The organism is Metabacillus idriensis (genome assembly GCF_009674765.1).
In the GTDB taxonomy this organism is placed as follows: domain Bacteria; phylum Bacillota; class Bacilli; order Bacillales; family Bacillaceae; genus Bacillus_P; species Bacillus_P idriensis.
The window spans coordinates 884676-907406 of record NZ_WKKF01000002.1; the positions used below are offsets into that span (position 1 = coordinate 884676).

Here is a 22731-nt window from a genome sequence, read left to right on the forward strand (position 1 = left end):
GTATGTGCAATCTTGCTCTATTTTTTCGGCAATCGGTGAAAGTTATCATCTTTGTTCTCAGGCATGTAATTTTTTCTTTTGTAAAAGATAAAAGAAACAGGCATTACCTGAGGTTGATAACTTATGAAAAAAAGATATGTATCAGTAAAAAAGAAGTTTTGGATCAGCCAGACAGCTGCCGTTCTTTGGATGGGCGCATCGATCTTAATTTCATTGCCATGGGTAAGGGAGCTTGCAGAAATCATAGGTCTTCCCCTTGCCATTATGATTATTGCCGGAATTGCCTATATTCCGGGATTTTTAAATGCTTTTTTAGTGTGCAGTCTGTGGATTGACAGACAGCCTAGACATAAGAACATCAGCCCCGATCTGCCGGTTACCGTCATTATTGCTGCAAAAAATGAGGAAAGAAATATTGGGACTGCGATTCAATACATCGCTAAACAGGATTATGATGGCGGGATTAATGTGATAGTGGTTGATAATGGTTCCACTGATGAAACTGCAGCTAGAGCTGAAAAGACTGGGAAAGAACTAAGTCTGAACCTGCGTGTTTTTAATGAGGAGAAGCCAGGAAAATTTCATGCACTGAACCGTGGAATCAGTCAAACAAATACGGAATTTGTTTTGACGCTTGATGCTGATACTCTTTTACATAAAAGTGCCATTCGCTATATTGTCGCAAGGATGGTCAGTTCACCTGAAGATGTATGTGCCGTTGCAGGTACGATTCTTGCGAGAAACAGCCGTGAGAATTTACTTACAAAAATGCAGGAGTGGGATTATTTCCTTGGAATTGCAGCCATAAAGAGACTTCAGGGGCTCTATCAGGGAACACTTGTCGCACAAGGGGCGTTTAGTCTTTATAAGACAGATGCAGTAAAGGAAATCGGAGGCTGGCCTGAAGCCATTGGTGAGGATATTGTGCTGACATGGCGGTTCCTTCACCGCAATTACAGAGTTTACTTCGAGCCGCTTTCTGTTGCTTTTACTGAAGTACCAGCGACGTTTCGTCATTTTGCCAAACAGAGATCAAGATGGGCCAGGGGAATGATCGAAGCTTTGAAGGAAATGAAGCCTTGGCATCAGCCGGTTCTCTTCGCGAAATTTTTGACCGGCATAAACTTTATCATGCCATACCTGGATTTTACATACACAGTGTTCTGGATTCCAGGCCTTATTCTTGCATTCTTCGGTTACTTTTGGATTGTAGGACCGATGACATTATTTGTTCTTCCGATTACCTTAATCAGCTATTTCAGCATTTACTCCTATCAGAAAAAAGTGTTCAGAGAGCTTGATTTAAAAGTCAGAAAAAACACAGCGGGTTTCTTCTTATTTGTCTTAACTTATCAAATGATCATGTCACCAGTGTCTGTGTGGGGGTATATCCAAGAATTTTTTCATTTAAGGAGAATATGGAAATAAATGAGATGCTAAGCGTCTTCTAAATAGTAAAGAATAGAAACTATATATAAAAAAATACACCTAGATGGATTTCACCAAAGAAGGGAGGTGACCTTATCCGCTGACGGGTAAGGGAACTCTTGATTGTCACAAATTTATTATTGGTCGCCCTGTTAATTGCTGCTACCGGATTTTTTGTTGCTGCAGAATTTGCCATAGTTAAGGTGAGAAGTTCCAGAATTGATCAACTGGTCGGTGAAGGGAATAAGAACGCGATAGCTGCAAAAAAAGTGACAGGCAGCCTGGATGAATATTTATCTGCCTGCCAGCTCGGCATTACAATTACAGCCCTTGGGCTTGGATGGCTTGGGGAGCCGACAATTGAACATTTGCTTCATCCTTTTTTTGACTCATGGGGACTAAACCCATCGCTTTCCGGCATTTTATCGTTTGTCCTGGCTTTTTTAGCTATTACTTACTTGCATGTAGTCATTGGAGAGCTTGCGCCAAAAACGCTTGCTATTCAAAAAGCCGAGTGGGTGACAATGATACTGTCCCGGCCGCTCATTATTTTTTACAAAATCATGTATCCCTTTATAAAAACGCTGAATGGTTCAGCATTATTTATTGTCAGGCTGTTCGGCCTGCATGCGGCTTCAGAGCATGAAATGGCTCATACAGAAGAGGAACTGCGGATCATTTTGTCTGAAAGCTTAAAAAGCGGCGAGATCAATCAGTCAGAATATAAATACGTTAATAAAATCTTTGAATTTGATAATCGAATAGCCAAAGAAATCATGGTTCCAAGAACAGAGATGGTTACAGTGGCGCTCGAGGATTCTTTTGAGGAAAATTTAGAAATCATGAGGAGCGAACGGTATACAAGATATCCGCTTGAACATGAAGACAAAGACAACATTGTGGGGCTCGTAAATATCAAAGAAGTATTAGATGCACTTTACATGTCAAAAGAAGGCGTGCTCCTTAAAAATTATATACGTCCCGTTATTAAGGTTATTGAAACAATTCCCATTCAGGATTTATTGCTGAGAATGCAAAAAGACCGGATTCACATGGCGATCCTGGTTGATGAATATGGCGGAACAGCCGGGCTTGTAACAGTAGAGGACATCCTTGAGGAAATCGTCGGCGAAATCCGCGACGAGTTTGACGTGGATGAACTGCCTAATGTTCAAAAGAAAAGCGAACATCATTACATTTTCGACGGCAAAGCACTAATTGAAGAAGTGAATGATCTCCTTCAGCTCGAGATTGATTCAGAAGACGTGGATACAATCGGCGGCTGGGTACTCACCGAGAAAATCGATGTGAAAAAAGGAGACAAAATCATGTCTGATGGATACGAGTTTACCGTAACGGACATGGAAGGGCATCATATTAGGACGCTTGAAGCAAAAAAGAAAATGGAAGCAGTAACAGGTGATCCAGAATGATTGCCTGTTTTTTATATGTGAAATCTTGTCTGAATTCAATAAAATGGTGCAAAACTCATGCATTTTACCATCTAAATGGAGGGAAGCGTTTATTTTAAATGAATCTTTTTGCATAGATTGTTCTAGTTTTAGATGATAAATGGTCCGTTACTTTCCGCTCCAGGCATTTGCTTTCCGCGGTCCGGGTGGGAGCCTCCTCGGCATGCCTGCGGGGTCTCCCATTTCCCTCTATTTCCCGCAGGAGTCAAATGCCTTCCGCTGCAATCCACTTAATGTTTTAAACATGCAGTCTAAAAGCAACAAGAAAAGAGCCTTATTTATAAACTAAATTCTCGATGAACAGTAACTAGCACAAAATCTCTTTTCACTATCCTCTGGAGGGCTGTAACTATAGTGAAACATCATCTCACTATCTTGAACTGACGTTTCACTATCCAACCCCTTCCATTATTATTTAGTTGAATAATTTTTTTCCCTCTGATAGCATTAGTGAGTTCTTATCGTTAGCAGTTGGAGGGATTTTTAGATGAAAGCTTATCGCTTTCCGCTTATTTTGCTGTCTTCTGTTTTTATTGGCGGAATAATCGGACTTGTGTTTGGAGAAAAAGCTACATTATTAAAACCGTTTGGTGATCTGTTTTTGAATGCCATGTTTACGGTTGTTGTACCATTAGTATTCTTTACAATCGCTTCTTCTATAGCAAATATGGGAGGAACAAAGCGGCTCGGAAAGATTATGGGAAGCATGCTTGGCGTGTTCCTGTTTACAGGCTTAATTGCTGCTCTTTATATGGTAGTCGTTGTTAAAATCATTCCGCCTGCACAGGGAGTGTCGCTTCAGCTTGAAAAACCGGAGGCGCTGGAAGATGTAACACTTGCAGACCAAATTGTCAGCACATTTACGGTCCCTGATTTTGTTGAGTTATTCTCAAGAGACAATATGCTTGCTATGATTGTTTTTTCCGTATTAATAGGTCTGTCAGTTTCGATGATCGGGGAAAAAGGAAAGCCGTTTGCAAGCTTTCTTGCGTCCGGATCAGAAGTTTTGATGAAGTTTGTATCATTAATTATGTATTATGCACCGATCGGGCTCGGCGCCTATTTCGCGACATTAGTCGGTGAATACGGTCCAATGCTTTTAGGAACTTATTTCAAAGCAGGTGTCATGTATTACGTCTCGGCATTTCTCTATTTTGTGATTGCCTTTACAATTTACGCATTCATGTCTGGAAAAAGGCAGGCGGTCACTGTATTCTGGAAAAATATGCTTTCTCCAACCGTGACTTCACTTGCTACCTGCAGCAGTGCAGCTTCGATTCCTGTGAACCTTGAAGCTACACGCAAAATGGGTGTGAGCGCTGATATTCGCGAAACCACTGTCCCTCTGGGTGCTGCTCTTCACAAGGATGGATCCGTACTTGGAGGCGTATTAAAGATTGCTTTTCTTTTTGGAATCTTTGAAATGAACTTCTCAGGTTTTGGCACATTAACCAGTGTTGTCCTTGTAGCGATCCTGGTTGGAACGGTAATGGGAGCTATTCCAAGCGGAGGTATGATTGGTGAAATGCTGATTCTGACCCTTTACGGATTTCCGCCTGAAGCTCTGCCTATCATTGCAGCAATCTCCACGATTATTGATCCGCCGGCAACGATGCTCAATGCTACCGGCGATAATGTAAGCAGCATGATGGTTTCCAGATTAGTAGAAGGAAAAGACTGGCTTAAGAAAAAATCAGCTGAACTAAGTTCCAAAATAGCATAATTGTTTAAGAAGAAGGTATCTTTTGCAGATAGCTTCTTCTTTTTCTAGTCTTAAGGAAATATAAAACTTTGCGCTTTGATGACTAGCGCAAGCTGCCGCCAACTCGGGCAAAAAAAATCAAACCCCGACACTTCATCGGATTGGAGCTTACGGTCGCTTGCCCTTTTCTTACTGAAAAACTATTAGAAGGAATTCAAAGGAAATTGTTCAATCTTTAACATAATTAGAGTATAATATTTTTTAGTAATGACAACTTTTAATTAAATGTAAGCGAATACTTTTATTTTTAACATTTTAACCCTATTTTTCATTCGTCTTACTCGACGTTAAGGTTGATATAAAGGAGTGTTTCAGTTGAAAAAGATTTGGTGGAAAGAAGCGGTTGCATACCAAATATATCCTAGAAGCTTCATGGATTCAAACGGTGACGGAATTGGCGATATCCGCGGCATTATTTCTAAATTAGATTACTTAAAAGATTTCGGCATCGATGTGATCTGGATTTGCCCAATTTTCACATCACCTAATGCTGACAATGGATATGACATCAGTGATTATCAGGATATTATGGCAGACTTCGGAACAATGGAGGATTTTGATGACCTTCTGGCTGAAGTGCATAAGAGAGACATGAAGCTGATCCTTGATTTAGTCGTTAATCATACTAGTGATGAGCATCCTTGGTTCATCGAATCACGCTCTTCAAAAGAGAACGACAAACGGGACTGGTACATCTGGCGCGATGGCAATAACGGCAAAGAGCCAAACAACTGGGAAAGCATCTTCAGCGGATCGGCATGGGAGCTTGACGACGAAACAAATCAATATTACATGCACGTATTCGCAACAAAGCAGCCTGATTTAAACTGGAAAAACGAAGAAATGAGACAAGCTGTATACGATATGATTAATTGGTGGCTTGATAAAGGCATCGACGGATTCCGTGTAGACGCAATTTCTCATATTAACAAAAAAGATGGCTTTCCTGATCTGCCTAACCCGAATGGACTTGATTTTGTTTCCTCATTTGATTATCACATGAACGTAGAAGGTATTATGGAGCATCTAAGCGAGCTGAAAGCGCAAACGTTTGCACGATACGATATCATGACAGTCGGCGAAGCGAATGGCGTTAAGCTTGAGCAGGCGGAAGACTGGGTTGGCGATACAAATGGCATCTTCAACATGATTTTCCAATTCGAGCACCTCAATTTATGGGACAATGGAACAGAAGGAACAGTCGATCTCATTAAGTTAAAAGAAACGTTAACAAAATGGCAAAAAGGATTAGACGGTTCCGGCTGGAACGCATTATTCCTTGAAAATCACGACCAGCCTCGCTCTGTATCAACATGGGGCAATGATAAAGAGTATCTGACTGAAAGTGCAAAAGCCCTCGCAGCCATGTACTTCTTAATGCAGGGTACACCATTTATTTATCAGGGACAGGAGCTTGGAATGACAAACGTTCATTTCCCGTCAATTGATGATTATGATGATGTAGCCATGAAAAACCTTTACCGCATTGAAACAGCAAAAGGACGCTCACATGAAGAAATTATGGAAATTATCTGGCATAAGGGCCGTGATAATTCCCGTACACCAATGCAATGGAATGAAGAGAAAAACGGAGGCTTCACAACAGGCACACCATGGTTTGGAGCTAACGACAACTATAAACAAATTAACGTTGAAAAGCAGTTGAAAGATGAGAACTCAGTCTATCATTTCTATAAAAAGATGATTGACCTGCGCAAGGAACATCTAGTTTTCGTTTATGGATCTTACGACTTGATTCTTCCAAAAGACAAGCAAATTTATGCCTACACAAGAACATATGAAGGCAAAACAGCACTGGTTATCGCAAACATCAGCAACAAAACGGCTTTCTACCAGTACAGCAAGCTGCCGTTATCGAAAGAACAGCTGATTCTTCAAAACTATGAAGTTGCTGACCACAAACACACAACTTCATTCACATTGAAGCCATTCGAAACAAGAGTTTACGTTCTTTAATTCACATGACCCCCAATAAGGATGAATGCCTTTTGGGGTTTTTTTTGTCATTTGACGGATCAATTCATTTGAAGAGGCGCTCCGAACGTGCCTGATTATGCTACTTAATGATACAATTCAACCAAAGGAAATAAGGAGGGACATGCAACATGCTGAAAAGGTTTGCTTTAAAAACACACTCTCGCGATGAGATGGCAGATGTGACTTCAAGTGTTGAAAAACTAGTGAGAGAAGCTTCTATAAAAGAAGGCACTGTCCTTATTTACTGCCCGCATACTACAGCAGGCATTACAATCAATGAAAATGCGGATCCGGATGTAAAAAGAGACATGATCAGACGTTTTGACGAAATCTTTCCTTGGCAACATGAGGAGGACCGGCATGAAGAAGGAAATACAGCCGCTCATATGAAAGCAAGCACTGTGGGGGCATCGCAGCATGTTATCGTAACAGACGGAAAGCTGCTGCTGGGTAAGTGGCAGGGAATTTACTTCTGTGAATTTGACGGTCCCAGAGAACGGACATTTTACGTAAAGGTGCAGGCAGATGGGGAAAAGATATCGTAACTTAGATGGTGTTGAAAACACCAAAAGCTTTTCTGACTTCAGAAAGTGGATGAAGGAGCGGAGATCGAAAGAAAAAGATTTATCCATATCCATTGAATCTGCTGAAAAAACTTATATAAAAGAGATTAAAAATAATCGGTCTCGAACGAGCATAACCTGGGTTGGTCATTCTGCGTTTTTGATTCAGATTGATGGAGTAAACATTCTTACCGACCCCGTTTGGGCAGAACGAATGGGCATGCAAAAACGGCTGACAAGACCCGGTCTTCCGATTGATGAGCTGCCCGAAATAGATGCAGTCCTGATTTCGCATGGGCATTATGATCACTTGGACTTTGCAGCGATTAAACGGCTGAAAGGAAAACCCCTTTTTTATGTGCCTGAGGGACTTGGTGCTTTATTCAGAAGAAGAGGCTACAAAAATGTGACAGAAGCGGCCTGGTGGGAAGCCTTTCACATGAAAGGCGTCAGCTTAACCTTTGTTCCTGCCCAGCATTGGACAAGAAGAACACTCTGGGATACGAACACGTCTCACTGGGGTGGATGGGTGATTCAAATTTCGTCATACTCAATCTACTTCGTTGGAGACACAGGATATTTTCGCGGTTTTAAGGAAATCGGCGAGAAGTTGGACATTGATGCCGTGCTCATGCCAATCGGCGCCTATGAACCCGAGTGGTTCATGAACGTATCGCATATCAACCCGGAGGATGCGGTCAAAGCATATCAAGATTTAAACGCAAAAGGACCGTTTGTTCCAATGCATTACGGGGCATACCGGCTCGCGGACGATACGGGGCCGGAAGCTCTAGAGCGGCTGCTTTCAGAATGGGACAAGCGCACACTGGATCCCGGACAGCTTAACGTAATGAAAATCGGAGAGACATGGTGGGTAGAGCATTGATGTGAATCTAAGTAGTTCGGATATGGAGCAGGAAAAGTGAATGTATTAAAACAATAAATTAGCATATGGTTTAGCTGCTGGATCGAACAAGAAAACGCAGGAATTCTAAATTCCTGTGTTTTTAAAATCTTAGCTCCCATTAGTGGAATAAGATTTTTCCACAAACTTCATTGCTTTTCCCATTTCATTCTATTTAAAGCACACCCAAAATTAATGCCTATTTCGGCAGTCCATAACTCAACAAACCGCCCTATAACTCCTTAAACAATAAAAAAACAGACCACAAACGTGATCTGCTTTCCTCAGCCCCGAACTCTGTGAGCGGATGATTCTTCCTTTTTAGAAGGCAAAAACTCTTTAAAGCCTTTGATTGTTTCCGGAGTTTCTTTAGCAATCTCAATTGTTGTCTGTACGGTCTGTTTTTTGTATTCAACATCTGACATGATTTTCTCCTGGGTGGCAGAAAGCTTTGTAGTTTCGGTTTGAATGCCCTCTGTTTGCTTTTGAATGCGGTTAGCCGTTTCCTGAAGATCCTGCAATGCAGGCTGCGCTTTCTTAAACGTTCTGAAAGCAGAGACTCCTAAATAAATAAGTGCACAAACTACAAGAGCGATGCTTATATAAACAATGGCCATCTGATAAACTCCTTTCGATTTCATCTCTTTTTATTTTCTACCCTAAAAAGATCATTCGTAATCTTGTATAGAAGGCCTCATATTCTCTGGATCCTTCAGCCAGGAGCGAATGCCGCGGCCTGCATAAGGCTCGTCTTCAAAACGCGGAATAACATGCAGGTGGGCATGAAAAATATGCTGTCCTCCCGTTTCTCCTGAATTCCATCCAATCGTATAGCCATCAGGCTGATATTCTTCATCAAGCAATTTCTTCACTTCCTGCAAGAGACTGAAAGTAGCATGCCACTCTACTTCTGTTAAATCGAAAACGGTTGGCCTGTGCTCTCTCGGAACGATTAAGCCTGAACCTTTCAGCACTTTTTGCGGCATTTGCAAAAAGAGGCAATGTTCATTGGACAGAACAGCTTGTTGATCTTCTATCATTTCGGGATTGCAAAGCGGGCATAATTCTTCCACCTAAGACAACTCCAATCTTTCTGAATCTATTTTTTACCATTTTAGCATAATCAGCTAAAATGACGTCACTATTTGCCTCTATGAGGGTATTCCTTTTAGTATGGCAGGGAACAGCGCATGACATGTAGAAGAAGGTATACAGCATTTTTCTGAAATTGGAGGGAAACTTGTATGACATGGCATCATACCTCTATAAGCAGGCTGCTGAAGATTGAATACCCGATTGTACAAGCGCCGATGGCAGGAGGAATTACTGTTCCAAAGCTTATCAGCGCGGTCAGTGAGGCCGGGGCATTGGGGTCAGTCGGTGCAGGGTATTTAACGTCTGTTCAGCTTGATCAGCACATAAAAGAAATAAAAGCTTTAACAGGCAAACCGTTTAACGTGAATCTTTTCGTCCCTGAAAAAGAAGTAAGCATCAGCAAAGAAGATATTCAGACGATGACGGGTATCCTTAAAAAAATGAACATGCCTGTGCAGGATGTTTCTTTCACAAATGAAACGAGTTATTCAGATTATGAGAAGCAGCTTGAGACGGTTCTTCTAAATGATGTGCCGATTTGTTCATTTACTTTCGGCCTTCCTTCAATAGAAGCTGTAAGGGAGCTGAAACGGGCAGGCAGGATCGTAATAGGTACGGCAACAACGGTAGAGGAAGCTATTTTATTTGAAGAGCGGGGGGCAGATGTGATCGTCATGCAGGGAAGCGAAGCAGGAGGACACCGCGGCACATTCAATGATTCCGCTGATGCCTGTATTGGCACAATGGCTCTTATTCCCCAGGGTGCAGATGCACTGAGCGTTCCGGTTATTGCTGCTGGCGGAATTGCAGATGCAAGAGGAATCGCAGCAGCGCTGATCCTTGGTGCAGATGGCGTTCAGCTGGGCAGTGTTTTTATCCCCTGCACAGAAAGCGGGGCTCCTGCTGCTTACAAAGCAAAAATTCTTAGCAGCAAAGAAGATGAAACTGTACTGACGAGAGCCTTTTCAGGTAAATATGCACGCGGAATATCAAATGACTTTATTCAGAAGATGAAACCATTTGAAAGCAGCATTTTGCCTTATCCTGTGCAAAACGATCTGACAAAACGGCTGCGCAGTCATGCTGCACAAGAGCTAAATGCAGAGCACATGTCGCTGTGGGCAGGGCAGAGTTTAAGATTGATTAATGAATCAATGTCTGCGAAAGAGGTTTTAAACAGATTAATTGCAGGAGTGAACAAGGTAACAGAATCGAGCTGGAAGGACGTGAATGCAAGTGAATCTTAAAACGGCGGCAGCCCTTGATGAGAAAGATGAGCTTGCCCATTTTCGTGATGAGTTCTATCTGAAAAAGAATACGATTTATTTAGATGGCAATTCCCTTGGCCTGCCTTCAAAAAGGGCAGAGTCAGCGCTGCTGTCAATGCTTAATGCCTGGAAGGAGTTTGGGATTGACGGCTGGACACAAGGAGAAAAGCCCTGGTACTACTTAGCTGAAACACTTGGGGAGCAGTCTGCTTTTCTGGTAGGGGCGAAGCCTGAAGAGGTAGTTGTGACGGGGTCAACAACAGTCAATCTGCATCAGCTTGCTGCTAGCTTTTTTCATCCAGAGAAAAAGCGGACGAAGATTCTGGCAGATGACCTGAACTTTCCGTCTGACATTTATGCCCTGCAAAGTCAGCTGTCTCTAAGAGGACTTGATCCTGCGGTGCATCTAGTTAAAGTGAAAAGCAGGGATGGGCATACACTTAGTGAAGACGATATCATCGCATCTATGACAGATGAGCTTGCCTTAATTGTTTTGCCTACCGTTCTATACCGGAGCGGCCAGCTTATGAATATCGAAAAGCTGACGAAGGCCGCAAGCGAGCGCGGGATTTTGATTGGTTTTGACGGGTGTCATTCAGTGGGAGCCGTTCCGCATGAGTTTCATAAATGGGGAGTTGATTTTGCCTACTGGTGCAATTACAAGTATTTAAACGGGGGGCCCGGGGCAGCTGCAGGGCTGTTTGTTCATGAGAAGCATTTAGGGAAAATGCCGGGCTTAAGCGGGTGGTTTGGGTCCAATAAAGAGTCTCAATTTGATATGGAGCACACTTTTACACCTGCATCCACTGCCGGAGCCTATCAAATTGGAACGCCCCATATTTTCAGTTCGGCGCCTTTGTCTGCTTCTCTTCAGCTTTTTAAAGAGGCTACCCTATCAGCCATCCGCAAAAAGTCACTGAATATGACTAGAATTATGATGGATTTAATTGATTCAGAGCTTTCAGGGTTTGCTTTTCGCATCATCAATCCTGCAGAAGACGAAAGACGCGGGGGGCACGTTGCACTCCTGCACCCTGAAGCAGCAAGAATCTGCAAAGCACTAAAGCAGGCTGGCGTCATTCCGGATTATCGCTCACCCAACATTATCAGACTGGCCCCGGTTGCATTGTATACGTCCTACGAAGAAATTTGGAGAACAATCCAGGTTTTAAAGGACATAATGAGGGAAAAAAGATATGAAAAATATGAAAATAAACGTGAGGTGATCGCATGAAGATTATTGATGTTTCAAGGCCTGTCCAAAATAGCACGCCAACGTGGCCTGGCGATACGCCATTTGATTTTGAACTAATGTGGACAAAAGAAGCAAGCGGATCTGTTAACGTGGGCAAGCTTGAAATGAGCACCCATACCGGTACGCATATAGATGCCCCGTTTCATTTTGAATCAGAGGCGAAAAAAGTACATGAGCTTGATCTTTCCATTTACTGCGGAAAAGCAAAAGTCATCCATCTTCAAGGTGTAGAAGTGATAACGGCACACGAGTTGAAAAAATTCGGACTTTTTCAAACAGAAAGGCTGTTAATCCGCACAGATTCCTGGGATGACCCGTTAAGATTTCCAGAAGAGTTCTCTTATTTTCATCCTGATGCAGCCGCTTACCTGAAAGAAATCGGAGTCAGGCTGATAGGCGTAGATGTTCCTTCCGTTGATTTTATGAAAAGCAAAGAGCTTCCTGCCCATCATTCATTCCTTGAGAATTCTATTTTTATTTTAGAAGGGCTGGATTTAAGCGCGGCAGAACAAGGGGATTATGAATTGATCGCTTTACCGCTTCGGATTGTAGATGGAGATGGAAGTCCTGTCAGAGCTATTTTAAGGACGTTCGAATAATAGGCTTGAAAACCGATTGTTTCTTTTCTTTTTAGAGTAGAACGTGTATTCTATTAGCAGGTGATGGAAAATGAAAATCATTCATTATTCTTATAGAAAGCGCGGCAAAATTGAATTTTGGTTTGATCAGTGGCCAAATTCGCCCGTCGTTTTTACTCCAATTAAAGAATACTATTTTATTAGAGTTGTTAAGTGGAGCGACCTTGATCCGCTCGTAACCAGAGGTGACCTTGGCAAGATGGAGCTGATTGTCAATCAGTACCTCGGACGTGAGCAATACTACTTGCAGCGCAAATATTTTGATAAGGAACGATTTGGGCTGCCTAAATAATAGGCAGCTATTCTTGTTGTTTAAAAAGGGCTTGCGCTTTTGTTCTGTTATTTTAAATAAATAGCCGTTCCAATTTTCGAAATAATTTTTTGATCATCAGCCAGTGAGAAATTTCCCTGGATTGCTCTTCCAAGCTTTCTGTAATCATATAAATATCTGTAATCAAGCCTCGTAACTTGAGAAAGCAGATAAGCAGTTCTGTCTGCTCCCTCTTTCCGGTATTTATTCAGTGATGCAATAATTCCTTCTGCATCTTTAATTCCAATCCCATGGCCGTAATAGAGATCGTATCCCATATCGATTGTATTTTCTCCCCGCCACTGAGGCTTCTCTGGATCGAAATCCGGATTTTTAAAATAGACACAATCACCTGGCAGATAATCGTTTCCCCTTCTTGTGAAAACACCCAAATCATCATCGTAATGCCAGTCATATAGAATCATTCCGGCGAATAGCCGATTGAAATGACGCTCTTCGATCATCTCAAGCACCGCTTTGTAAAAAACAGCCACAATGGCAGTGGCACATTCAAAAGCATACAGTTCCCCGTTTGCATAAAGGTCCCTGATGCCTGCTGATGGAGGAACTCCTGGCTTAATGACAATTGCCCCCTGGCTTGTCAGATTCCAAAAAGCCGGGTTGCACTTGGAATATTCAAAGGTTGTAAACTTAACGCCGCTTTGATAGAGGGCTGAGGCCGCTTTGACAATCTCAATTCTTAAATCCATTTCAAATTTAAACTGATTAAAATGTTCAAAGGAATAGACTTCTTCATATTTCACCATTAAATCCAGGATCTCTTTTTGCTCACCGGTCAGAACGGATGTATTCATGATATTTTGACTTTGATTTGCATTTTTGATTTTGATCACAGCAATCATTCGCCTCCTGTTATGAAGCTGATTTAATAATTTATGAGAGCGCCCTCTGAGTTGGAACCTCTGATGAATATTTCATGAAGGACGGACGTATGATGAATTAATTGTTCTGCGTCAGTAATTCCTACTTGACTGATTGGAATAATTGCATTATATTTTTTTAGTATAAAAGGAAAATGTTAGGGGGAGAAAAAGTGTCTTCTTTTTTAGTTATTATTAATATTGCCGTGCTTTTGGGTCTTATCTTTTTATTATTTTTTATGCAGAAAAAACATGTTTCGTTTTCAAAACGTGTATTTGCTGCACTTGGCCTTGGGATTGTTCTCGGGTTTGCTTTTCAATTTATTTACGGTCCGGAAAATGAGGTTCTTCTTGAATCAATCGGCTGGTTCAATATCGTAGGAAGCGGTTATGTAAAGCTTCTTCAAATGATTGTGATGCCGCTTGTATTCATTTCAATTCTTGCAGCATTTACGAAAATGAAATTGGCGAATAACATTGGAAAAATCAGTGTTCTAATCCTGGGTATTCTTGTAGGGACTACAGCAATCTCTGCTGCAATTGGAATTGGGACTTCTCTTGGATTTAATTTAGAGGCAGTTCAAATTGAGCAAGGAGAGGCAGAAACAGCAAGAGGGGAAGCGCTTGATGCATCCTACACTGAGATTCAGGATCAGACGTTCCCGCAGAAAATGCTTGAGCTGCTTCCTGGAAATCCATTTCTTGATTTTACTGGAGCACGCCCGACTTCAACGATAGCCGTTGTTATTTTTGCGGCAATCTTAGGTTTAGCTTTCTTGGGGGTTAAACGAAAAGAACCTCAGCATGCAGAGCTGTTCTCAAAAATTGTTGATGCCTTTTACGCCATCATCATGAGAGTCGTCACACTCATTTTGCGTCTTACTCCATACGGCGTCCTTGCCATCATGACAAAAACGGTTGCTTCAAGTGATCTTGATTCCATCTTAAAGCTTGGGAAATTTGTGCTCGCTTCTTACGTGGCTCTGCTTGTCATGTTTATCATCCATTTGCTGCTCCTGACGCTTGCGGGACTTAACCCGATCACATATGTTAGAAAGGTTTTCCCTGTTTTGACGTTTGCTTTTACATCACGTACGAGTGCAGGAACGCTGCCATTGAATATCAAAACACAAACGAAACAGCTCGGTGTTCCAGAAGGAATCGCAAACTTTGCAGGATCTTTTGGCCTCAGCATCGGACAAAATGGCTGTGCGGGCATCTATCCGGCAATGCTTGCCGTCATGATTGCACCGACGGTCGGAATCGACCCGTTAAGTCCTTCTTTCATCTTTACATTAATTGCGGTTGTTGCCATCAGTTCATTCGGAGTTGCAGGTGTTGGCGGAGGGGCTACATTTGCTGCAATCCTTGTCCTCTCAACAATGAATATGCCGATTGCCTTAGCAGGATTGCTTATATCTGTGGAGCCGCTGATTGATATGGGCCGTAAAGCATTAAATGTAAGCGGAAGTATGACAGCGGGAGTTTTAACTGGAAAAATAACAAAAGAATTAGATACAGATACGTATAATCACAGCGGCTCATCACAATTGGAGCTGGAAGCTTAATAAAAAAAGCAGTTAGGAACTGAAAAGTTCAGTCTAACTGCTTTTTTATTTTAGGCTGTTTTCGCAAAGATTGTTGTTTTGATGATAAATGTTGTCCGTTCCTTGCAGCGAGAGAAACTTGCTTTCCCCGGGGAGGGTGGGAGCCTCCTCGGCTTTTAGCCTGTGGGGTCTCCCATTTCCCTCTATTTTACCGCAGGAGTCAGGTTCCTTCCGCTGCAATCCACTCATGGTCTTAAATATCTAGTCTTATAGCAACAAAGTTTACGAAAAGAGCCTTATTTTACAAACCCGATCGCAATGGCATAATTATCCGAAAGAACTTGGTTGATTCTTCTATAAAAATCTTCATGGCATTCAATCACTAGGACAACTTCCGTTTCTTTCGTTTTAGACCGAAGTTTAAGTTTTTTCTTTTTTATCGCACGATAATAGATAAAATTGAGAAGAAATCCAAGCAACAGCCCGCTCCCGGCTCCTATCAGCCCCCAATACACAGGCCCCCACGCTAACTTAAACCCAATGCTCACGCCTATTACTGCAAAAGCGGTCGCAAGTGCGGCACCAGTATCAAACAAACTGACTCCATCAGAGTGATGAATCGAATCCATCAGCTTCATTGAATCGTCTGTTGTTCTTAATGAAACCGCCAGTATCCTCTCTTTTGGAATTCCTTCTTGTTCCAACTGGGAAATGGCCAGTTCTAGATATGTGCAGTGATCAAAGGTAGCAAATACTTGCAATGGAATCGCCTCTCAAACTCTGTCTGGAAATTTCACACGATAATGCTGATAATTTTTCACCAGAAAATTTCTCTGCTCATCTATAAAAAGCTTATTGTTCTCAACTGTATTTATGTAAGCATCATAAACAGCAAAACCATACACAGAGGGTACAAACATCAGCCATGAAGGATTCAGAATATCTGTAGCATGCTGAACTTGCCCTAAAAACAAGTAATGTACCGCAAGCAGGCATTTGGAGTAGTACACAAAAACCACTGTCCAGATCAGAGCGAAGAATCCCGTAATGAGGCGGTGAATATAAAGCTGCCCAGTTCCCGGCATTAAAAAAGACCAAACGACTGCTATTCTGGGATTTCGTTTATCTAAATAATTGATTTCCATCCCCCCTATTGAAAATGTATTAAAAGGGGCATTTTCCCGTTCAGCCAGCAGAAAAACCCGATTAGAATCAATGGTAGTCCTGTAACTGTCCCAGATTGCAAAGATGTAAACAGGAATATATAGGAGAGTCCAGCGGTAATCAAGTGCATCCCGCGCCTTGTCAATTTCACCGCAAAATGAGTAAACCATGGCGATGTTCAAATGAGATTGCATGTTAATAAACACTTCCCAGACAAATAAGAGCAGGCCTCTGAAATATTTAGAGAGAAGAAGATGTCCAAATCCCGGAAAAGCTGCAGACCACCATGCAATGATATACGGGTTTCTTAAATGAAATTGGGTCGTTCCAAACATGCTTAAATGGGCTTTATACCGTCTGTACTGATTGGTGCCAGTGTAATTATCCATCTTATTTCCTGCTGCTTTCTATATATTGATATGCACCTTATCATTTCCTTTTTTATGGAAATACATGCGGAGAGTGCAGGAAGTTTCAAATTTAAACTATTAAGAAGGAAAATGTATAATAAAGGATAGTACGCAAGTTAGGAGACAAAATGAGATGAGTTCACAAAAGACAGGCGGCAAATGGCGGGTATTCTTTCAGCTTATACGGGAGACAAGGCCTTCAAAGACAAAAATGGCGATTGCAGGTACGCTCAGCGTTTTATCTACAGTTGTCGGTCTGGTCATCCCTTTATTCACAAAGAATTTAATCGATGATTTCAGCTTTGACCATTTTGGAAGTGTGCATATTTTTCTGCTGATATCAGCTTTTATCGCACAGGCAATTACAAGCGGGGTATCCATTTACTTGCTCAATCATGTCGGTCAGCATGTCGTTGCCCGATTAAGGGAAAGGCTTTGGAATAAGCATATCCATCTTCCCGTCCGATTTTATGACGAGCACAAAACCGGCGAAATGATCAGCCGGATGACAAATGATACGGCCATTTTAAAAGGACTGATTACAGATCATATTACAAACTTCTTTACAGGAATCATTGCCATAATAGGATCATTTGGCATTCTCCTTTATCTGGACTGGCAAATGACGCTAATCATGCTTGCCTTGATTCCTCTCTCCATATTAATTCTGCTTCCGCTGGGAAGAAAAATGTACAAAGTATCTAAAGGTCTTCAGGATGAAACGGCCAGCTTTACAGCGTTATTAACTGAAGTGTTATCTCATGTCCGTTTAGTGAAATCCTCGAATGCTGAACAAAAAGAGTACACCTCAGGAAAAAGCGGAGTAGGCCGTCTCTTTCAATTTGGGTTGGCTGAAGCGAAAATTCATGCATGGATTGGCCCGTTAATCTCACTTGTGATTATGTCACTGCTGGTAGTGATTCTCGGCTACGGCGGTTTAAGAGTTCAAGCAGGAGTTCTATCTTCAGGGGATCTGGTTGCTTTTATTCTTTATCTCTTTCAGATTGTCATTCCAATGACTCAATTTACGGCTTTTTTCACGCAGCTGCAAAAAGCAATGGGAGCTTCTGAACGGATCATAGAAATTCTTGAAGAGGAGGAGGAAAACCTTCATTCAGGCAAGAAAATAGAGGACATTCATCAATCGATCCACTTTAATGAGATTGATTTTGCCTACAAAAAAGAAGAACCAGTATTAAACAAGGTTACTCTTGAGATTAAACCGGGTCAGACTACGGCTATTGTCGGACCAAGCGGAAGCGGAAAAACGACACTGTTTTCACTAGTCGAACGTTACTACTTGCCGACAGGCGGAGCCATTTATCTTGGGGATGAAAAAATAGACGGCTTTACCCTTGCTTCGTGGAGAGCGCATATTGGGTATGTCTCTCAGGAAAGTCCGATTACATCAGGCACAATTAAAGAAAATATTTGTTATGGATTAACGAGAGAAGTGACGGATGCAGAGATAGCCAAAGCAGCGAAGATGGCCTATGCGGATCAATTTATTGAAGAATATCCTGACGGCTATGATACACAAGTAGGTGAACGAGGCGTTAAACTCTCAGGCGGGCAGCGTCAGCGCATCGGCATTGCCAGAGCGCTGATCAGGGATCCTAAAATCCTCCTCCTCGATGAAGCAACCTCAAGCCTTGACAGCCATTCTGAAATCGTTGTTCAAAAAGCACTTGGCAACTTAATGGCCGGACGGACAACGATCGTCATTGCCCACAGACTGTCCACGGTCATTGATGCCGATCAAATTATCTTTTTGGATAAAGGGAGAGTCACCGGAACAGGCACACATTCGGAACTGCTGCAAACTCATCCGATGTACAGAGAGTTTGCTGTTCAGCAATTAAAACTGAATGATATTAGGTTAAATGAGACTGTCTGAGTTTGATCAGATGGTCTTTTTTGCTGTGAAAAGGTTCAGGGAAAGTACACGCGTGCTTATGACACCATTATACGAGAAAAATCTGAGTCTCGGGTACTCATAGAACTCATATGACATACCATTTAGGATTTATCTGAAAAATGAAAGAGTGAATCAGAGAATTTTTGACTGTTTTTGATTGAATAATAGAATTTATGATTAATAATGATTGTTTTTGAAAGTTTTTGGTTGATTTATGAAAGGGCTTACGGTAGAATGAACTCAAGATAAAGATTTTAGGTAAAAAGAACGATTAGCTGGAGGTGACTGAATGATTACACCAGAACGGCACCGGATCATCATCAAGGTACTTGGTGAAAAACAGGTCGCAACGATACAGGAATTAGTTGATGCTACATCTTCTTCAGAATCAACCATCCGAAGAGATTTAAGCCAGCTCCAAAAAGAGAAAAAATTAAAGCGGGTTCACGGCGGTGCTTCTCTTTTTCATCAAAAGGGAGAAGAACTCAGTGTTACTGAAAAGTCATCACAAAATGCTGCTGAAAAAGAACGAATTGCCAAATTTGCAGCAGACCTTGTAAAAAACGGAGACAGCATATACATCGACGCAGGCACTACAACCATGCAGATGATTCCATATTTAAAAGAAAAAGAAATAACGGTCGTTACAAATGGCGTTTCACATCTTGAAGTGCTGCTTGAGAATCAAATTCCCACTTACCTGATTGGAGGGATTGTAAAGCCGAAAACAAGAGCGCTTGTAGGCAGTGCAGCACAGTCAGGGATAAACGCATACAGATTTGATAAATGTTTTATGGGTGTAAACGGCATTCATCCGGAAGCAGGTTTTACAACACCGGATCCTGAGGAAGCCGCAATCAAGAGGCTTGCCATCACACAGTCTCAAGAAGCTTATATTCTTGCAGACGATACAAAATTCAATGAAATTTCGTTCTCTAAAATTGCCGGTCTGCATGAAGCAGCGGTGATTACGAACGAACTGGATGAAGACACCGCTTATGATTTTAAGGAAAAGACAGAGATAAAGGTTGTGACAGCATGATTTACACATGTACGCTGAACCCTTCCATCGATTATGTAGTGAAGGTAAACGATTTTAAAGAGGGGCACCTCAATCGCACGGAGAGCGCAAACGTTTATCCGGGCGGTAAAGGAATCAATGTTTCAAGAGTTCTGAAACGTCTTGGAACAGAAAGCACAGTCCTTGGCTTTGCAGGCGGATTTACAGGCGAGTTCATTAAAGAATTTCTCTCATCAGAGGAAATTACACATGATTTTATCAGTGTTTCAGATCATACAAGAATTAACGTCAAGCTTAAATCGGCTAAAGAGACAGAAATCAATGGCCAGGGCCCTCAGATTTCAAAAGAACAGAAGCTTGAATTACTTGGGAAAATTAGTGAATTGCACGCCGAGGATGTACTTGTTTTAGCAGGAAGCATTCCATCCGCTCTTGACGAAAGCTTCTATAAAGAAATCGCTGATACATGTTTAATAAATGGTGTGAAAGTTGTCATTGATGCATCAGGTAATGCTTTAAAAAGCACTTTCCAAAGCAAACCATTTCTCATCAAGCCAAATCATCATGAATTAGGCGAACTTTTCGATACTCAGGTCAGCAGCACGGAAGAAGCTGTTCATTATGGGAAGAAACTGCTTGAAGAGGGCGTGCAGAATGTGATTGTTTCAATGGCAGAAAAAGGCGCCATATTCATCAATCAGTACGGAGCATATTTTGCAAATGTCCCTCCTGGAAAAGTGAAAAATTCAGTTGGCGCGGGAGATTCAGTTGTTGCAGGCTTCATTGCAGGATACAAAGAACATGGGGATTATAAGAAAGCCTTTAAACAGGGTGTTGCCACCGGAAGCGCAACTGCTTTTTCAGAAGATTTAACGGAGAAGGAATTTGCAGCAAAACTCATAAATGAAGTGAAAGTCAATGAGATTTAGATATTCATTGAAGGGGGAAGAAAAATGAAGATTACAGATTTATTAACAAGCGATACGATTATCCTTGACCTGAATGCACAATCAAAAGCCGCTGTTATCGACGAAATCATTGAGACACTTGATCATGCAGGCAAGCTTAAAAATAAAGAAGAGTATAAAAAAGCAATTTTGGCAAGGGAAGAGCAGAGCACGACAGGAATCGGTGAAGGGATTGCCATTCCTCATGCAAAAACAAGTGCAGTATCCGTACCTGCGATTGCCTTTGGCCGCTCTGTAAAAGGCATAGACTATGAATCTCTCGATGGCCAGAATGCTCATCTGTTTTTCATGATTGCCGCTTCTGAAGGAGCAAACAACGAACATTTGCAAACGCTTTCCAGACTTTCCAGTTTTTTAATGGATCCAGCTTTTAAAAAGCAGCTTGAAGAGGCGGCTTCAAAAGAAGAAGTTCTTGCTGTTATTGATCAAAAAGAAAAAGAGATGGAAGCAGAAGAAGAACCTGCATCTTCCACTTCAGGCAAGAAAATCCTTGCTGTCACAGCATGTCCTACTGGAATTGCACACACATATATGGCTGCAGATGCCCTGAAAGCAAAAGCGAAAGAGATGGGCGTGAGCATCAAGGTTGAAACAAATGGATCCGGCGGAATTAAAAATGGTTTGACGGCTGAAGACATTGCAGAAGCAGAAGCGATTATCGTAGCTGCTGACAAGCAGGTGGAAATGGATCGTTTCGCAGGCAAGCATGTCATTCAGGTGCCTGTTGCTCAAGGAATCAGAAAGCCTCAGGAATTGATTCAAAAAGCGCTGGATCAAGATGCACCTGTTTATAAAAGCAGCGGTGAGAAGAAAACCGCCGAGTCACCTAAAACAGGCAGAAGCGGTTTTTATAAGCACCTCATGAATGGTGTATCAAACATGCTGCCGTTTGTCGTGGGCGGAGGAATCCTCATTGCGCTTTCCTTTGTTTTTGGAATTAAAGCAGCAGATCCTAACGACCCGTCCTATCATCCTATAGCTGAAGCATTAAGCACAATCGGAGGCGGCAATGCCTTTTATCTCATGATTCCTGTCTTAGCTGGGTTTATTGCAATGAGTATTGCGGACCGGCCGGGATTTGCACCAGGTATGGTCGGCGGTCTTATGGCAGCTACAGGGGGAGCTGGTTTCCTTGGCGGATTAATCGCAGGTTTCCTCGCAGGTTATTTAGTTGTCGGTCTTAAGAAAGCATTCAGCGGGCTGCCGAATTCTCTTGAAGGCATCAAGCCAGTACTGCTTTATCCTCTGTTCGGTATTTTGCTGACAGGTCTGATTATGATGTTTATTATTATCGAACCAGTGAAAGCATTAAATGATGGATTGACAGTTTGGCTTAAAGGCATGGGAACTGGAAATCTTGTGCTTCTCGGATTGATTTTAGGCGGAATGATGGCTGTAGATATGGGCGGGCCAATCAACAAAGCGGCCTTTACATTCGGGATTGCCATGATTGACGCAGGCAATTTTGCACCGCATGCAGCTATCATGGCTGGCGGAATGGTGCCCCCGCTTGGTCTTGCTCTTTCCACAACTTTCTTTAAAAAGAAGTTTACAAAAGCGGAGCGTGAAGCAGGAAAAACAAATTACGTTATGGGAGCGTCTTTTATTACTGAAGGAGCGATTCCATTTGCAGCAGCTGATCCGGCTCGTGTTATCCCGGCTGCGATTATCGGATCTGCGGCAGCAGGAGCACTTACGATGATTTTTGGCATTGGACTTCGCGCACCCCACGGGGGAGCATTTGTTATCCCGATTGTTGATGGAAATCCATTGTTATACGTTGCAGCAATTTTGATCGGTTCATTAATTACAGCTGTTATGGTCGGCTTTATGAAAAAAGAAGTAAAAGAATAACAGAATGGGATTGTCCAATAAGTCTCTAAAATGAAGCAGGCAGGAAAAACAAATGGTATTTCCTGCCTGCTTTTTTCTGTAGGCTCTTTTCGTAAACTTTGTTGTTTTTAGACTACATGTTAAAAATCTTAAGTGGATTGTGGCGGATAAACTTGACTCCTGCGGGAAATAGAGCGAAATGGGAGACCCCGCAGGCACGCCGAGTTATCATGAACGAAACTAGCTCCTTACTCGTAACATCGTAGGTTAATTTGGTTAAACTGTTTTCACAAAAT

General features: G+C 42.0%; 20 protein-coding genes. 15 read left to right on the forward strand and 5 right to left on the reverse strand.

What is annotated here, in order from left to right; all coding sequences use genetic code 11:
* Positions 1-123: 123 nt before the first annotated feature.
* From GJU41_RS12895 to GJU41_RS12920, 6 genes are all read left to right on the forward strand, one after another.
* A complete protein-coding gene (locus tag GJU41_RS12895) occupies positions 124-1428 on the forward strand; it encodes a glycosyltransferase family 2 protein (protein WP_154318823.1) in 1305 nt (434 codons plus the stop codon).
* 119 nt (positions 1429-1547) lie between these two features.
* Complete coding sequence (locus tag GJU41_RS12900; protein ID WP_154318824.1) at positions 1548-2861, forward strand: hemolysin family protein; 1314 nt, start codon at positions 1548-1550, stop codon at positions 2859-2861.
* Positions 2862-3387: 526 nt separating this feature from the next.
* On the forward strand, positions 3388-4623 hold the full coding sequence (locus GJU41_RS12905; protein WP_154318825.1) for a dicarboxylate/amino acid:cation symporter: 1236 nt from the start codon (positions 3388-3390) through the stop codon (positions 4621-4623).
* A 354-nt stretch (positions 4624-4977) separates the two neighbouring features.
* A complete protein-coding gene (locus tag GJU41_RS12910) occupies positions 4978-6639 on the forward strand; it encodes a glycoside hydrolase family 13 protein (RefSeq protein ID WP_154318826.1) in 1662 nt (553 codons plus the stop codon).
* 149 nt (positions 6640-6788) lie between these two features.
* Positions 6789-7205, forward strand: a complete 417-nt coding sequence (locus tag GJU41_RS12915; protein ID WP_154318827.1) for a secondary thiamine-phosphate synthase enzyme YjbQ — start codon at positions 6789-6791, stop codon at positions 7203-7205.
* Positions 7186-8109 (forward strand): MBL fold metallo-hydrolase, encoded by a 924-nt coding sequence (locus GJU41_RS12920; RefSeq protein ID WP_154318828.1) that lies wholly within the window; start codon positions 7186-7188, stop codon positions 8107-8109. Before GJU41_RS12915 ends, GJU41_RS12920 begins: the two co-directional genes overlap by 20 nt.
* Before the next feature lie 302 nt (positions 8110-8411).
* On the opposite strand, the gene GJU41_RS12925 is transcribed toward GJU41_RS12920, so the two are convergent.
* On the reverse strand, positions 8412-8744 hold the full coding sequence (locus GJU41_RS12925; protein ID WP_170292790.1) for a DUF948 domain-containing protein: 333 nt from the start codon (positions 8742-8744) through the stop codon (positions 8412-8414).
* Between the two features lie 51 nt (positions 8745-8795).
* Positions 8796-9200 (reverse strand): HIT family protein, encoded by a 405-nt coding sequence (locus GJU41_RS12930; RefSeq protein ID WP_224771409.1) that lies wholly within the window; start codon positions 9198-9200, stop codon positions 8796-8798.
* 171 nt (positions 9201-9371) lie between these two features.
* Between GJU41_RS12930 and GJU41_RS12935 the strand changes: the two genes are divergently transcribed.
* The 4 genes from GJU41_RS12935 to GJU41_RS12950 all read left to right on the forward strand — a co-directional run bounded on the left by GJU41_RS12935 (position 9372) and on the right by GJU41_RS12950 (position 12675).
* Positions 9372-10469 carry an NAD(P)H-dependent flavin oxidoreductase gene (locus GJU41_RS12935; RefSeq protein WP_154318830.1) on the forward strand — a complete coding sequence of 366 codons (1098 nt, stop codon included), beginning with the start codon at positions 9372-9374 and terminating at the stop codon, positions 10467-10469.
* Positions 10453-11724: a kynureninase gene (gene kynU / locus GJU41_RS12940; RefSeq protein ID WP_154318831.1), complete on the forward strand. Its 1272-nt coding sequence runs from the start codon at positions 10453-10455 to the stop codon at positions 11722-11724. Before GJU41_RS12935 ends, kynU begins: the two co-directional genes overlap by 17 nt.
* A complete protein-coding gene (gene kynB, locus GJU41_RS12945) occupies positions 11721-12344 on the forward strand; it encodes an arylformamidase (RefSeq protein ID WP_154318832.1) in 624 nt (207 codons plus the stop codon). Before kynU ends, kynB begins: the two co-directional genes overlap by 4 nt.
* Before the next feature lie 70 nt (positions 12345-12414).
* Positions 12415-12675 (forward strand): hypothetical protein, encoded by a 261-nt coding sequence (locus GJU41_RS12950; RefSeq protein ID WP_070875848.1) that lies wholly within the window; start codon positions 12415-12417, stop codon positions 12673-12675.
* Positions 12676-12722: 47 nt separating this feature from the next.
* On the opposite strand, the gene GJU41_RS12955 is transcribed toward GJU41_RS12950, so the two are convergent.
* Positions 12723-13556, reverse strand: a complete 834-nt coding sequence (locus GJU41_RS12955; protein ID WP_070875847.1) for a protein-glutamine gamma-glutamyltransferase — start codon at positions 13554-13556, stop codon at positions 12723-12725.
* A 173-nt stretch (positions 13557-13729) separates the two neighbouring features.
* Between GJU41_RS12955 and GJU41_RS12960 the strand changes: the two genes are divergently transcribed.
* Positions 13730-15142, forward strand: a complete 1413-nt coding sequence (locus tag GJU41_RS12960) for an L-cystine transporter (RefSeq protein ID WP_154318833.1) — start codon at positions 13730-13732, stop codon at positions 15140-15142.
* 275 nt (positions 15143-15417) lie between these two features.
* Here GJU41_RS12960 and GJU41_RS12965 read toward each other — a convergent pair whose 3' ends face one another.
* Together GJU41_RS12965 and GJU41_RS12970 are read right to left on the reverse strand one after the other, a co-directional pair.
* Positions 15418-15882 carry a hypothetical protein gene (locus GJU41_RS12965; RefSeq protein WP_154318834.1) on the reverse strand — a complete coding sequence of 155 codons (465 nt, stop codon included), beginning with the start codon at positions 15880-15882 and terminating at the stop codon, positions 15418-15420.
* A 12-nt stretch (positions 15883-15894) separates the two neighbouring features.
* Complete coding sequence (locus GJU41_RS12970) at positions 15895-16674, reverse strand: hypothetical protein (RefSeq protein ID WP_154318835.1); 780 nt, start codon at positions 16672-16674, stop codon at positions 15895-15897.
* A gap of 154 nt (positions 16675-16828) precedes the next feature.
* Between GJU41_RS12970 and GJU41_RS12975 the strand changes: the two genes are divergently transcribed.
* The 4 genes from GJU41_RS12975 (at position 16829) to GJU41_RS12990 (ending at position 22456) form a co-directional block, all read left to right on the forward strand.
* The gene (locus tag GJU41_RS12975; protein ID WP_154318836.1) at positions 16829-18592 is read left to right on the forward strand and encodes an ABC transporter ATP-binding protein; all 1764 of its coding nucleotides are present in this window, start codon (positions 16829-16831) and stop codon (positions 18590-18592) included.
* A 310-nt stretch (positions 18593-18902) separates the two neighbouring features.
* On the forward strand, positions 18903-19655 hold the full coding sequence (locus GJU41_RS12980; protein ID WP_154318837.1) for a DeoR/GlpR family DNA-binding transcription regulator: 753 nt from the start codon (positions 18903-18905) through the stop codon (positions 19653-19655).
* Positions 19652-20563: a 1-phosphofructokinase gene (pfkB, locus tag GJU41_RS12985; protein WP_154318838.1), complete on the forward strand. Its 912-nt coding sequence runs from the start codon at positions 19652-19654 to the stop codon at positions 20561-20563. Before GJU41_RS12980 ends, pfkB begins: the two co-directional genes overlap by 4 nt.
* A gap of 24 nt (positions 20564-20587) precedes the next feature.
* The gene (locus tag GJU41_RS12990; protein ID WP_154318839.1) at positions 20588-22456 is read left to right on the forward strand and encodes a PTS fructose transporter subunit IIABC; all 1869 of its coding nucleotides are present in this window, start codon (positions 20588-20590) and stop codon (positions 22454-22456) included.
* Positions 22457-22731: the final 275 nt, after the last annotated feature.

What these genes read in the sequence shown, in the direction of transcription:
- GJU41_RS12925 (WP_170292790.1), bottom strand. Translation starts at nt 8,744, where the DNA reads ATGGCCATTGTTTATATAAGCATCGCTCTTGTAGTTTGTGCACTTATT.
- GJU41_RS12955 (WP_070875847.1), bottom strand. Translation starts at nt 13,556, where the DNA reads ATGATTGCTGTGATCAAAATCAAAAATGCAAATCAAAGTCAAAATATC.
- GJU41_RS12990 (WP_154318839.1), top strand. Translation starts at nt 20,588, where the DNA reads ATGAAGATTACAGATTTATTAACAAGCGATACGATTATCCTTGACCTG.
- GJU41_RS12970 (WP_154318835.1), bottom strand. Translation starts at nt 16,674, where the DNA reads ATGGATAATTACACTGGCACCAATCAGTACAGACGGTATAAAGCCCAT.
- GJU41_RS12895 (WP_154318823.1), top strand. Translation starts at nt 124, where the DNA reads ATGAAAAAAAGATATGTATCAGTAAAAAAGAAGTTTTGGATCAGCCAG.
- GJU41_RS12920 (WP_154318828.1), top strand. Translation starts at nt 7,186, where the DNA reads ATGGGGAAAAGATATCGTAACTTAGATGGTGTTGAAAACACCAAAAGC.
- GJU41_RS12960 (WP_154318833.1), top strand. Translation starts at nt 13,730, where the DNA reads ATGTTAGGGGGAGAAAAAGTGTCTTCTTTTTTAGTTATTATTAATATT.
- pfkB (WP_154318838.1), top strand. Translation starts at nt 19,652, where the DNA reads ATGATTTACACATGTACGCTGAACCCTTCCATCGATTATGTAGTGAAG.
- kynB (WP_154318832.1), top strand. Translation starts at nt 11,721, where the DNA reads ATGAAGATTATTGATGTTTCAAGGCCTGTCCAAAATAGCACGCCAACG.
- GJU41_RS12905 (WP_154318825.1), top strand. Translation starts at nt 3,388, where the DNA reads ATGAAAGCTTATCGCTTTCCGCTTATTTTGCTGTCTTCTGTTTTTATT.
- GJU41_RS12950 (WP_070875848.1), top strand. Translation starts at nt 12,415, where the DNA reads ATGAAAATCATTCATTATTCTTATAGAAAGCGCGGCAAAATTGAATTT.
- kynU (WP_154318831.1), top strand. Translation starts at nt 10,453, where the DNA reads ATGCAAGTGAATCTTAAAACGGCGGCAGCCCTTGATGAGAAAGATGAG.
- GJU41_RS12935 (WP_154318830.1), top strand. Translation starts at nt 9,372, where the DNA reads ATGACATGGCATCATACCTCTATAAGCAGGCTGCTGAAGATTGAATAC.
- GJU41_RS12915 (WP_154318827.1), top strand. Translation starts at nt 6,789, where the DNA reads ATGCTGAAAAGGTTTGCTTTAAAAACACACTCTCGCGATGAGATGGCA.
- GJU41_RS12980 (WP_154318837.1), top strand. Translation starts at nt 18,903, where the DNA reads ATGATTACACCAGAACGGCACCGGATCATCATCAAGGTACTTGGTGAA.
- GJU41_RS12975 (WP_154318836.1), top strand. Translation starts at nt 16,829, where the DNA reads ATGAGTTCACAAAAGACAGGCGGCAAATGGCGGGTATTCTTTCAGCTT.